The sequence below is a fragment of the Streptomyces sp. DH10 genome (genome assembly GCF_029813805.1).
Classification (GTDB): Bacteria; Actinomycetota; Actinomycetes; order Streptomycetales; family Streptomycetaceae; genus Streptomyces; species Streptomyces coeruleofuscus.
On the sequence record NZ_JARVKU010000005.1, the window covers coordinates 446,046 to 458,327 of the forward strand.

11 protein-coding genes are annotated in these 12,282 nt (G+C 70.9%); 5 read left to right on the forward strand and 6 right to left on the reverse strand.

Annotated features, from left to right (window positions below):
* Nucleotides 1–9: 9 nt before the first annotated feature.
* The 3 genes from QC385_RS13780 to QC385_RS13790 form a co-directional block, all read right to left on the reverse strand.
* Nucleotides 10–1,275, reverse strand: a complete 1,266-nt coding sequence (locus QC385_RS13780) for an ABC transporter substrate-binding protein (protein ID WP_279541588.1) — start codon at nucleotides 1,273–1,275, stop codon at nucleotides 10–12.
* Between the two features lie 220 nt (nucleotides 1,276–1,495).
* A complete protein-coding gene (locus tag QC385_RS13785; protein WP_443032900.1) occupies nucleotides 1,496–2,755 on the reverse strand; it encodes an ROK family transcriptional regulator in 1,260 nt (419 codons plus the stop codon).
* A 168-nt stretch (nucleotides 2,756–2,923) separates the two neighbouring features.
* Entirely contained in the window at nucleotides 2,924–3,676 is a 753-nt protein-coding gene (locus tag QC385_RS13790) for an ANTAR domain-containing protein (RefSeq protein WP_279541590.1), read from the reverse strand.
* Nucleotides 3,677–3,811: 135 nt separating this feature from the next.
* Here QC385_RS13790 and QC385_RS13795 point away from each other — a divergent pair, with 135 nt between their 5' ends.
* Nucleotides 3,812–4,162: a helix-turn-helix transcriptional regulator gene (locus QC385_RS13795; protein ID WP_279541591.1), complete on the forward strand. Its 351-nt coding sequence runs from the start codon at nucleotides 3,812–3,814 to the stop codon at nucleotides 4,160–4,162.
* Between the two features lie 42 nt (nucleotides 4,163–4,204).
* Here the strand turns inward: QC385_RS13795 and QC385_RS13800 are convergent, their stop codons facing one another.
* The gene (locus QC385_RS13800; RefSeq protein ID WP_279541592.1) at nucleotides 4,205–5,461 is read right to left on the reverse strand and encodes an FAD-binding protein; all 1,257 of its coding nucleotides are present in this window, start codon (nucleotides 5,459–5,461) and stop codon (nucleotides 4,205–4,207) included.
* Between the two features lie 217 nt (nucleotides 5,462–5,678).
* Here QC385_RS13800 and QC385_RS13805 point away from each other — a divergent pair, with 217 nt between their 5' ends.
* Complete coding sequence (locus QC385_RS13805; protein WP_279541593.1) at nucleotides 5,679–6,686, forward strand: hydroxyacid dehydrogenase; 1,008 nt, start codon at nucleotides 5,679–5,681, stop codon at nucleotides 6,684–6,686.
* 22 nt (nucleotides 6,687–6,708) lie between these two features.
* Here the strand turns inward: QC385_RS13805 and QC385_RS13810 are convergent, their stop codons facing one another.
* The gene (locus QC385_RS13810) at nucleotides 6,709–7,047 is read right to left on the reverse strand and encodes an inner-membrane translocator (RefSeq protein ID WP_279541594.1); all 339 of its coding nucleotides are present in this window, start codon (nucleotides 7,045–7,047) and stop codon (nucleotides 6,709–6,711) included.
* The gene (locus QC385_RS13815) at nucleotides 7,044–7,706 is read right to left on the reverse strand and encodes a hypothetical protein (RefSeq protein WP_279541595.1); all 663 of its coding nucleotides are present in this window, start codon (nucleotides 7,704–7,706) and stop codon (nucleotides 7,044–7,046) included. Before QC385_RS13815 ends, QC385_RS13810 begins: the two co-directional genes overlap by 4 nt.
* A 197-nt stretch (nucleotides 7,707–7,903) precedes the next feature.
* On the opposite strand from QC385_RS13815, the gene QC385_RS13820 reads away from it, so the two are divergent.
* The 3 genes from QC385_RS13820 to rsgA all read left to right on the forward strand — a co-directional run bounded on the left by QC385_RS13820 (nucleotide 7,904) and on the right by rsgA (nucleotide 12,268).
* Complete coding sequence (locus QC385_RS13820) at nucleotides 7,904–9,229, forward strand: radical SAM protein (protein ID WP_279541596.1); 1,326 nt, start codon at nucleotides 7,904–7,906, stop codon at nucleotides 9,227–9,229.
* 236 nt (nucleotides 9,230–9,465) lie between these two features.
* The gene (locus tag QC385_RS13825; protein ID WP_279541597.1) at nucleotides 9,466–10,956 is read left to right on the forward strand and encodes a cellulose-binding domain-containing protein; all 1,491 of its coding nucleotides are present in this window, start codon (nucleotides 9,466–9,468) and stop codon (nucleotides 10,954–10,956) included.
* Nucleotides 10,957–11,161: 205 nt separating this feature from the next.
* Nucleotides 11,162–12,268, forward strand: a complete 1,107-nt coding sequence (gene rsgA / locus QC385_RS13830) for a ribosome small subunit-dependent GTPase A (protein WP_279541598.1) — start codon at nucleotides 11,162–11,164, stop codon at nucleotides 12,266–12,268.
* The last annotated feature ends 14 nt before the right edge of the window (nucleotides 12,269–12,282 follow it).

Here is a 12,282-nt window from a genome sequence, read left to right on the forward strand (position 1 = left end):
TCCCGCGACCTATCCGAACAGCTTCTTGAGCTCGCGGTTGACTGCCGTGTCGCACCTGTCGAGAGCCTTCTCCGGGTCCATGTTCTTGCGGACGCAGTTGGCGAAGACGTCCTCGAAAGCGGTGCGCATGGCCTGGGTCCAGCCGATGTTGTCGAAGTGCCCGAACTCGTTGAAGAGCTTGACGCCCTCAGCGGCGTTCCCCGACTTGAGCTTGTCGGCCTTCGCGGCGATCGAGGTGCGCGGCGGGATGTGGAATCCGTAGGAGGTGGCCCAGTCCTCCTGGTACTCCGCCTGGTCGATCCACAGCCACTTCACGTACTCCTTGGCCGCGTCGACGTTCTTGCCCTTGGCGTTGACGAACATCGACCAGCCGCCGTTGTAGACGGACGGCTTCCCAGAGTCCGTGACCTTCGGGAAGGGGAAGACGCCCCAGTCGTCGCCGAGCGCGTCCTGGATCGCCGGCATCGCCCACATGCCGCAGAACTGGATGGCGCACAGGCCCTGGTTGAACGAGGAGGGGTCCCAGGACTCGGTCGGAGCGCCGAGGAGAAGGTCGCCGCTGGTGAACAGCTGGCGCATCTTCTTCAGGCCCTCGACGACGCCGTCCGTGTGGTAGGCGATCTGGTTCTTCTCGTCGAGGTGCTGGGCGCCGGCCGACCAGATCAACGTGTCGTTCACGCTGTGCAGGTCGTTGCCCATGTACAGGCCCTTGACCTTGCCGGTGGTGAGCTTGGCGGCGGCCTCCATCAGCTCGTCGAGCGTGGTCGGCACCTCGACCTTGGCCTTCTCCAGCATCGACTTGCGGTAGAAGAAGAACTGCGGGTCGTCGATCATGCGGACGCCGTATATCTTCCCGTCCACCGTGTGCGACTTGATGTCGGCCGGGTTGAAGTCGTCCTTGACCGGCTCGATGATGTCGGTCAGGTCCGCCACCTGGCCGCTCTTGACCATCTGGATCTGCGGGTGGAACTCGAAGAGGTCCGGAGCGTTCTTGGTGAGCAGCGCCGAGAACAGCTTGCTCTCGAAGTCCGAGCTGGTGATCCACTGCGTGGTCACGTTGGCGTCCTTGTACGCCTTCGCGTACCGCTTGATGGCCTGCTCGGTGCCTGCCTCGCCGTACGCGTGGAACATCTGCACCAGGTTGGTGCCCGAACCGGACCCGCCGCCCCGTCCGGTGTTGCTGCCGCACGCGGCCAGTCCGCCGGCGGCGGCCAGGCCCATCGCGGCCCGCAGTACGTTACGGCGGTCCCAGTTCATGTTGCTCGATGCCGACATGCTGACGTCCTTGTCTCGAGTGCGGCTGCGGCTCTGCGGCTCACTGCCTGATGGCTCACGGCCCGGGGGCCTCGCGCCAGATGGCTCAAAGAGAGGTGCGGTGCGGGACGCTAGAGCTTCGGCTAAGGCTTCGGCAAGGGGTTGGACGAAGTCTGTTCGAAGCGTTGTGCCCGGTTCGCGATTTCGAACGCGCGGGGGGTGTGGAGGAGTTGGTTCCGCGCTACGGCGCCGGGGCGCTGGTGCGGTTCCTCCCGGGTGCGGTGCGTTTGCCGTTCTTCTGCCCGACGGTCTGGAGCGCCCCTTCGAGCGCGAACGTCGCCGCGCCCAGGCACACCGGGTCGGTGGGGATCGGGGAGAGGACGATCTCGGTGGCGGCCAGCGGCCGCGGCAGCGCGTGCCGGGCGACGGCCTCGCGCACCTCGTGCAGCAGCGGTTCGCCCAGTGTGCGGGCGACCCAGCTGCTCAGCACGACGATCTCGGGGTTGAACAGGTTCACCAGGTCGGCGACGCCGGCGCCCAGATAGCGCGCGGTCTCATGGACGGCCCGGCGTGCCACCGGGTCGTCCGCCGCGAGCCCGCGGGCCAGCGCGTCGATGGTCGCCGTCTGGTCGTCCGGGTGCAGCAGCGCGCTGTCGGGGCCGATCTCGCGCAGGTTCAGCATGATGCCGCGCGCGCCGACGTACGTCTCCACGCAGCCTTGGTTGCCGCAGCGGCACAGGCGTCCGTCCAGGACCATCGTGGTGTGGCCCCACTCGCCGGCGCTGTTGCTGACCCCGCGGTGCAGCCCGCCGCCCAGGACGAGCCCGGCGCCCACCCCGGTCCCGAGGTTGACCACCACGGCGTTCCCCCGCCCGCGCGCGGCCCCGAACCACAGCTCGGCCACCGCGCTGGCGCGCAGCGGGTTGTCCAGGTACAGGGGATAGGCGATGTGTTCGGTGAGCAGGTCGAGCAGCGGTACGTCGTGCCAGTCCCAGTTGGGCGCGTACTCCGAGGTGCCGGTGGCGCGGTCCACCTGCCCCGGCACGCTCACCCCGACCCCGAGCACCCGGGCGCCCTCGATGCCGGCCTGGGTGACCACCGAGCCGACCGCGGCGGCCACATGGCCCACCACCTGCTCCGGCAGGCTCTCGCCGGTGCGGACGTCCTCCTCGGCGCGGGCCAGAACGTTCAGCCCCAGATCGAACAGCTCGACATGGACGTACGTCTCGGCGATGTCGACGCCGATCAGCGCGCCCCCCGAGCTGTTGACCGCGACCAGGCCCCGGGGGCGGCCGCCGGCCGAGTCCTCGAAGCCGACCTCCGTGATCATGCGGAGGTCGAGGAGCTCGCCGACGAGTGTGGCGACCGTGGCGAGACTGAGCCCCGTGGCGGCCGCCAGCTCCTGCCGGGAGGTCGGTGACTCGGCGATGATCTGGCGCAGCACCTCGTAGCGGTTCGCGGTGCGGATGTCACGTGATGTGCGCTTCACCGGGGTGCCCATCCCTTCCCAGGCCGGCTCGGGCCGGGTCGACTTCGGCACCGGCGCGGCGCAAGGCTATGGGCTGCCGGGACTTTCGACAAGGGGTTAGGAAAGGGGCTTTATAAAGTGCACTCCAGGTGAGGGCCGGGTGGGACCGGTGATGGCTGGCCGAACTCTGCTCATGATGCCTCAGGCGATGTCCCGTGATGCCTCAGGCGATGTCCGTGATGCCTCGGGTGAGGGCGCCTGCGCCGGGCACGTCGGCGCCTCGCTCCGGGGAGCCGTGCTCGCGACGGCCGCCGCGAGTTGCTGCTGCACCGGCTCGGGCAGCGTACTGCCGTGCACGGTGTCCACCAGGTCCCGGGCCAGATGGTGCAGCTTGGTGTTCGTGTTCTGGGAGGTCCTGACCAGCACGCTCCAGGCCCCCTCGGGGCTCAGGCCGAAGGAGGCCATCAGGATGCCGCGGGCCAGGTCTATGGTCGGCCGGGTCTGCATGGCCCGTCGCAGCTGGGTGACTTCGGCGCGGAGGTCCTGGTCCCCGTCGCCCGTGGGCGGACCGGGCTCGTCGGTGGCCGGGTGTACGGCGTCGGGGTGCGGTCCCGGGGCCGCGAACAGCTCCCGGGTGCCGGTCAGGTCGAGAACGCGTTCGACCGCGGGGCCGCAGGAGTGGACGGTGACCGTCTTGCCCTCGTCGAGGGCACGCATCCGCAGGTCGAGCAGCGTGTTCAGCCCGGAGCAGTCGCAGAACCCGACCGCGTCCAGACGCAGGTCGATGCCGGTGCCCGACAGCGTGAGGATGTCGTGCAGTTCCGGCAGCAGCCGCCGGCTGCCCAGGTCGAGTTCACCCCACACGGTGACGGTCATCCGGTCGCCGTCCGGCATGACGTCGATGGTCGCCATGCAGGGCGGGATCGCCGCCACCGAGTGCACAGGGTCCGGCATGGCCCCGTTCTCCCTTGTCTGTTCGCCGTTCCTTCACCTACCAGCGTTGCCCCTCTACCCCACACCCGTCAATCAATACATGAAACACAGTACGTGTTTTTGAATACGTGTACGCCTGGTCGGTAGACTGGGAGCATGGATGGAGTGCCCGAGCCACACACCGGATGGACGTTTCTCACCAACCATGCCCGCGTGCTGGCAGCCATCGCCGACAACCACAACGCCCGTATCCGGGACATCGCGGCTCACTGCCGGCTCACCGAACGCGCCGTCCAGAAGATCATCGCCGACCTGGAGCAGGACGGTTATCTCTCCCACACCCGGGAGGGCCGCACCAACACGTACCGGATCGACCCCGGCAAGGTGCTGCGGCACCCCGCCGAGGCCGGTCTGACCGTGGCGTCGCTGCTCTCCCTGCTCGCCGAGGACGAGGCCGACCGCACCACGTCCACCGGTGGACCCGGTCGGCCGCGCGCCACGGCCTGACCCTCCGGCCGTCCGCCGCCGGACGGCCGGAGAGCCGGCCCGCTACGCGTGCGTCAGCACATCCCGCACGAAGGCGTTCGCGAACGTCCCCCGCGGGTCCAGCTCCCGCGCCAGCGCGCGGAAATCGCCGAGCCGCGGATACAGCCCGCGCAGGGCGGAGGTGGGCACGGTGAACACCTTCCCCCAGTGCGGACGCGCCGCGAACGGGGCCAGCGCCTCCTCGACCCGCCGCACCACCGGCAGCACCGCCGGCGTGTCCTCGACCCAGGTGAAGTGCGCCGCCACGGTGTCCCGCCCGTAGCAGGGGCTCAGCCACTGGTCGTCGCCGGCGACCGTGCGCACCTCGCAGGTCTGGAGGACCGGGGCGATGGTCTCCCGGATCGCGTCGAGCGCGTGCAGCATCTCGACGGCGTGCCCGCGCGGCAGCAGGTACTCCGACTGCAACTCCGCCCCGCTGCTCGGGACGAACTCCGCCCGGAAGTGCGGCAGCCGCTCGTGCCACGGCCCCGGCACACCGAACTGCTCGGTGCAGTTGACCGCGGGCATACCCGGCACGGGATGCATCTTCTCGGTGGCGGGAGCGGCCCAGGGGAAGGCGGGCAGCGCCTGGTCGGAGCGCCGCTTGAGCCACACCTGCCGGAAGCCCGGCGCACCCCAGTCGGTGAACAGGCTGACGCTGTATCCCGTCGCCATCACCGTCTCGAACGTGCCGGAGTCCATTCCCCGGAAGGGCAGTTCGGTGAAAACGTGCTGCTCCACCTCGTACGCCGGCTCCAGGTCGAGCGTGAGCGCGGTGACGACGCCCAGTGCCCCGAGCGAGGTGACGGCTCCGCCGAACCGCTCCTCGTCCCGGCCTATGGTCACCGTCGAGCCGTCCGCCGTGACCAGCTCCACCTCGCGCACGACCGCCGACAGCGGGCCGTTGAGCACGCCTGAGCCGTGGGTGCCGGTCGCGACCGACCCGGCCACCGAGATGTGCGGCAGCGACGCCATGTTGGGCAGGGCCAGGCCTTCGGCGTGCACCCGGCGGGCCAGCTCCGCGTAGCGCACGCCACCGCCGACCCGGACCGTGCGGGCCGCCGTGTCGACGTCCACCTCCGGGGGCAGGTCCGCCAGCGACAGCAGGACGCCCTCCGCGCCCGGCTCGGCGATCTCGTTGAACGAGTGTCCGCTGCCCAGGACCCGCACGCGGTCGCTGTCCGCGACGAGCGTGCGCAGCGCGGTGAGCGAGCCCGGCCGGTGCAGTTCCTTGGCCGCGTAGGTGATGTTCCCCGCCCAGTTGGTCACGGTCCCGTTCATCGCGTCGTCCTTCCCCGAGACAGCGGGGACCGGGAGAGCCCCCGGCCGGAACCTATCTCGCCGTGCCGTCCGACGCTCCTGCCGTCCATTGCTCCGGCCGCCCGGCTCGGCCTACCGTGGAGAAGTTGTAGAGAGCGGTTTCTGTCCCGGGCCGCCCATCCACGCGTGGCTCGCTGAACCGTCCCTCGGCGCGCCACCGAGCCGGAAGGTCACCTCCTTGAGCCAGCGCCCCCAGGCACTGTTCGCCATGACCGCCGAGAACGTGCCGCAGGTCTTCCCGCCGGAGGTGCTGGCGAGGCTGCGCGAGTCGGTGGACATCGATCCGGCGCTCGTGGCGCGGGACTTCACCGACCCGGACGTGCGCGAGGCGCTGGCCCGGACCGAGATCCTGGTGACCGGCTGGGGCTGTCCCCGGCTCGACGAGGCGGTCCTCGACGCGGCCCCCCGGCTGCGCGCCGTGCTGCACTCGGCCGGGTCGGTCAAGTCCTTCGCCACCCCTGAGATCTGGCGGCGCGGCATCGCCGTCTCCTCGGCCGCGGCCGCCAACGCCCTGCCGGTCGCGGAGTACACCCTCGCCATGATCCTGCTCGCGGGGAAGGACGTCCTCGTGGCCCGCGACCGGATGCGCGCCACCCGCACCTCGTCCGGCTGGGGCGTCCTCCCCGGCATCGGCAACTACGGCCGCCGCGTCGGCGTCGTCGGAGCCTCCCGCATCGGCCGCCGCGTCCTCGAACTGCTCCGCCCCTTCGATCTGCGGCCCGCCCTGACCGACCCGTACGTCGACGAGGAGGAGGCCGCCGCGCTCGGCGTCCCGCTGCTGCCGCTGGACGACCTGCTGCGCACGTCCGACATCGTCACCGTCCACGCCCCCGAGACGCCCGAGACCCACCACATGATCGGCCGCCGCGAGCTGGCCCTGATGCCCGACGGGGCGGTGCTCATCAACACCGCGCGCGGCGCCCTGGTCGACCACGACGCCCTCGTGTCGGAACTGCGCGCCGGGCGCCTGACCGCGATCCTCGACGTCACCGACCCCGAGCCGCTCCCCGCCGACTCACCCCTCTACGACCTGCCCGGGGCCTTCGTCACCCCCCATCTCGCGGGCTCCCAGGGCAACGAGCTGGCCCGCCTCGGACTGACGGTCGCCGAGGAGGCGGAACGGCTGCGGGCAGGCGGGAAACCGGCGTACGCGGTCGACCTGGCGGCGCTGGAGCGCGCGGCCTAGCCCGCCTTGCTTCGTTCCCGGGTCAGGGCCATGACCCCAGCGCGTGGACCGCGAGGAGGACGCACAGCACCAGTTGGACCGCCCCGATGAACCGGTTCCCGACCCGCAGCAGCAGGACGCCCGTCACTCCCACTGCCAGGGCCAGGGCCCCGAAGGACAGCAGTGGGGTCCAGTCCGGGGGCGGCGGGTCGGCCGGGGGCTGCCCGGCGTCGGCGCCCATCCGGCGCCACCCCCGTACCGCGAGCAGGATGACGACCAGAAATGCGGCCCCCGCGTCCGCCAGCAGCACGAGCAGCAGGAGACACCCCCCGGTGAGCGCATCGGTCCCGGCGTCGGGCTGCTCACGCTCGCTCCGGGTCACAGGAGCTGGTACACCAGGGAGTCGCGCCCCCGGCGTCGGCGGACATGGCCACGCCAGCCCGCCAGCACCGCCATCAGCGTCCACGTCACCGTGCCGCCGATCAGGCCGCCCAGCCGGCCCGCGGCATCGACGTCATCCGCTTGTTCCATGGGGACGGCGCCTTCGGGGTCGCGGATGACGTCGAGCCGGTCACCCACCTCCGGGGCCCAGGCGTCGCCATCGAACCCCAGCTTCTCCTCCAGCTCCTTTCCGTCCGTGCCCCGGAGGGTGAAGCGATGGTTCTCGCTCGACGTGCCGGCCGCGCTGTCGGCCACGATCACCACGCTCTCGCGCACGCCACGCTGTTCCAGGGCCGCCTCGGGCGCGTACTGGACGGCCCCGACGAGGACGAACAACGCGGGCGCCGCGGACAGTGCGGTCAGCCACACGGCTCGGTGGAGAAGGAGCAAGAACAAGGCGAAGGTGATGCACAGGGCCACCCCGACCATGATGGGGACCGCCTTCGAGCCCAAGGTCAGGTACGCGAGGCCAGTGATGGCCGCCGCGGACGCCCATCCGAACGCCGCCACCCCGGCCGTGCGCCGCGCCGACTTCCACGGGTCGACGGCCAGGCCGCCCATCCTGCTCAGTGGTGTGATCCTGCTGCCTATTCCTGGCATCCCCGCTCCTTCGTGCCCGCGGCTGTGCTCCGCCGCGCGCTGGCACGCTACAGGTCGTCACGCAGCGGATCGCGGGCCGGTGGCAACGTGCGGACATGAGGGGCATACGTCCGAGTCGGGGGGGACCCGGTACCGGCCTCGCACACCCATGGGCATACCGTGAGGAGTCGTACGTCCGAGCCGGGAGGAGAGACGGGATGGGCAGCGGCAGCCGTACCGCGCTGGTCGAGGATCTGATGGAGCGATTCCCGCATGTTCCGCGGGAGGCCGTCTTCAAGGAGGATCTGCTCCGCGGCGGCGTGGCCTTCGACCCGTCCGCGCTCAGCGACAACGAGGGCGGCGAGGTCAAACCGAAGTCGTACTTCATCTTCTCCTTCGACCACGGCACCCTGCCCGAGCTGGGCGAGGCGGCACTGCGCCGGCCGCCCGAGGAGATCATCCTCACCGGCGGCCCGTACGACCTGCGCCGGACCGTGGTCTCGGTGCGCGTCAACCCGGCCTCGCCGTACCGCGTCGCCGCGAACGAGGACGGCGTCCTGGGTCTCTACCTCGACGGCAAGCGGATCTCCGACGTCGGCGTGCCGCCGATGCCCGAGTACTACCGGCACACGCTCGCCAGCGGGAAGTCGGTCATGGAGGTGGCCCCCACCATCCAGTGGGGCTACCTGATCTACCTGACCGTCTTCCGGGTCTGCCAGTACTTCGGCGCCAAGGAGGAGTGCCAGTACTGCGACATCAACCACAACTGGCGCCAGCACAAGGCCGCCGGGCGCCCGTACACCGGGGTGAAGGACGTCGAGGAGGTCCTGGAGGCCCTGGAGATCATCGACCGTTACGACACGGCGAAGGCCTCCACCGCCTACACCCTCACCGGCGGCGCCATCACCAAGACGGTCTCCGGACGCGACGAGGCCGACTTCTACGGCCACTACGCCAAGGCCATCGAGGAACGCTTCCCCGGCCGCTGGATCGGCAAGGTCGTGGCCCAGGCGCTGCCGCGCGACGACGTCCAGCGGTTCAGGGACTACGGCGTGCAGATCTACCACCCCAACTACGAGGTGTGGGACGAGTACCTGTTCAAGATGTACTGCCCCGGCAAGGAGCGCTACGTCGGCCGCGACGAATGGCACAAGCGCATCCTCGACTCGGCGGACATCTTCGGCGCGCGCAACGTCATCCCCAACTTCGTGGCGGGCGTGGAGATGGCCGAGCCGTTCGGCTTCACCACGGTCGACGAGGCCATCGCCTCCACCACCGAGGGCCTGCGGTTCTTTATGTCGCACGGCATCACGCCCCGTTTCACCACCTGGTGCCCGGAGCCCACGACGCCGCTCGGCAAGGCCAACCCCCAGGGCGCGCCCCTGGAGTACCACATCCGCCTGCTCCAGGCGTACCGGCAGACCATGGAGGACTTCGGGCTCTCCTCGCCCCCCGGCTACGGTCCCCCCGGCGCCGGACGCGCGGTCTTCTCGGTCAGCTCCTTCATGGACAGCCTGCCGGCGGACGAACCCACCGCTGTTTGATAACGCTTCGATGACGTCGTGCATCATTGCGGTACGTCGTTGAGTCGCAGGGCGGTTGTGCCCGTACGGCATACAGACGCCGGAGCCGTGGGGGTACGCCGCCCTGTCGTGATATCTGAACAGGGCGCTTGTCAGTTGTGTGGGTGGCGTGAAAAGCTCTTGCCCTGCCTTCGAGGTTCCCCCCAACTCCATTGCCAATACGGTGAGTTGACCTCGCTTGTGGATGCAGGAGACCCATGCCCGACCTGCCGACCCCTCAGGACGCCGCCGAGGCCGCGCTGTTCTCCGAGTGCTGGGACGCGGTCCTCGCCTACGCCGACCTGTGCACCTCCGGCTCCACCGCCGCCGCACAGCTGGGCCGCGAGGCGTTCGCACACGGCACGCGTGAGGCCCGCGCGGCCGAAACCGGCCGCCTGCGCAGCGCCGGCCGCCGCGCGGCCCGGCTGCCCCGGATACCCCTGCTGCTGACCGCCGTACGCACCACGGCCGCGGCCTGGGAAGAGGAGGGGCAGGGCCACAAACTCGACCCCGACCTGCGCCTGTGGCTCAACTCGGACAAGGCCGACCGCTACACCGGCCCGCCCCTGACGCGCCCGCTCGCGCTGCGCGGCCTGCGCGACCTCCAGCAGGCCGACGCGGAACTGCTGTGGCTGGCCGAGGTCGAGGCGCTGCCGCTGTCCGTGGTCGCCCGCCGCCTGGGTCTCGACCCGGCCACCGCCGCCGACGAACTCCAGCAGGTGCGCACCCTGTTCCGGGACCGCTGCCACCGCAACCACCTCGACACCCCGATGGACGCCCAGTGCCGCAGCTACGCCCGGCTGCTGGACGCCGTCACCCGCTCCTCCGCCGCCGACACGCCGGGTGACCTCTCCCGGCACCTCGCCACCTGCGTCCAGTGCGCCGAGGCCGCGGCCTGTCTGCGCCTGCACGGCGGCGGACTGCCCGGAGCCTTGGCCGGCGGGGTGATCGGCTGGGGCGGCCTCGCCTACCTGGAGCGCCGCCGCCGCGCGGCCGAGGTCCGGCTCGGCGCCGGCCGCCCCGGCCCGGCGGACAAGGCGAACGACGGACCGGAGGACGCGGAGCAGAAGGCGCGCGTCGCCCGCAACGGCCTCCTCGTCGCCGCCGTCCTGGTCTCCGTCCTCGCGCTCGGCGTCTCGATGATGCCGTTCGGCGGCTCCGGCGACGACCTCGGGGCGCGCGGCGACGTGGGCCGTCAGCCGGTGGCCGATCCCAACCCCGACCCGCCCCTGCCGTCCGCCCCCACACTGCCTCCCGCGACCTCGAAGCCGGCCGGCAAGACCACCCAGGACACGAGCAAGTCGGAGAAGCCCTCCAAACCGGAGAGCAGCAGCCGCCACACCGAACCGCAGGGCACCTCCTCTCCCACGAAGGGCGACGAGAGCGAGAGCCCCGCCTGCCGGGTCGAATACGACCTGGTCAACCAGTGGCCCGACGGCTTCCAGGCCACCGTCAGCGTCACCAGCGGCAAGTCCCTCGACTCCTGGCGCGTGTCCTGGTCCTTCCGCGACGGCCAGCACGTCGGCCAGATGTGGGACGCCACCGTCTCCCAGGACGGCTCCCGCGTCACCGCGACCGCCGCCGACTACAACAAGTCGGTCCCCGCGGGCGGCGACCTGGCCTTCGGCTTCATCGCCTCCTGGCGCGGCAAGAACTCCCCGCCGTACGACTTCACGCTGAACGGCCAGGACTGCGCGAAAAGCAGTTGACGCGACTCGGCCGTGACGGGATACCGTGACGGCGTTCCACCAAGAGCCGAGGGATCACCAAGAGCCGAGGACCGAGGAGGTGTTGATCGATGGCTGTCATTGCGACGGGCGCTGCCCGCATCCAGGAATCCATCAAGTCCACCTCCACGGCCGCCGGCTGATCCGACCGACTGTCGGGCCGGGGCCGACCTGGGAAAGGTCACCCTTGACTGCCAGCTCTGCCTCATCTGTTTCCGCCGCCCTCGCCCCCTACGGCTGGGACGACGCATGGGCGGACGAGTTCGCCCCCTACACCACCGAAGGACTGCTGCCCGGACGCGTGATCCGGGTCGACCGCGGACAGTGCGATGTCGTCACCGCCGACGGGGTGCTGCGCGCCGACACGGCGTTCGTCACCCCGCACGACCCCCTGCGGGTCGTCTGCACCGGCGACTGGGTCGCCGTCGAACCCGGCGGGAACCCGCGCTACGTCCGCACGTACCTGCCGCGCCGCACCGCCTTCGTCCGTTCCACCTCCTCCAAGCGGTCCGAGGGACAGATCCTCGCGGCCAACGTCGACCACGCCATCGTCGCCGTGCCCCTCTCCGTCGAGCTCGACCTCGGCCGCGTCGAACGGTTCCTCGCGCTCGCCTGGGAGTCCGGGGCGCAGCCCGTCGTCGTCCTCACCAAGGCCGACCTCGTGCCGGACGCCGTCACCGTCGCCCACCTCGTCCAGGACGTGGAGACCAGCGCGCCCGGCGTGCCGGTGGTGCCGGTCAGCGCTGTGGACGGGGCCGGTCTCGACGTGGTCGCGGCGATCGTCGGCGGTGGTACGTCCGTGCTGCTCGGGCAGTCCGGCGCGGGCAAGTCGACCCTCGCCAACGCGCTGCTCGGCGAGGACGTCATGGCCGTCCAGGCCACCCGGGACGTCGACGGCAAGGGCCGGCACACCACGACCACCCGCAACCTGCTCGCGCTGCCCGGCGGGGGCGTGCTGATCGACACGCCCGGACTGCGGGGTGTCGGGCTGTGGGACGCCGAGAGCGGCGTCGGGCAGGTGTTCTCCGAGATCGAGGAACTGGCCGGGCGGTGCCGCTTCCACGACTGCGCCCACGAGGCGGAGCCGGGGTGTGCCGTGCTGGCCGCCGTCGAGGACGGCGACCTGCCGGAGCGGCGGCTGCTCAGCTACCGCAAGCTCCTGCGGGAGAACCAGCGCATCGTCGCCAAGACGGACGCCCGGCTCCGGGCGGAGATCCGCAAGGACTGGAAGCGCAAGGGCGCGATCGGGAAAGCCGCGATGGAGGCGAAGCGCGGAGCGCACTGGCGTTCCTAGCCGCCCGGTGTCCG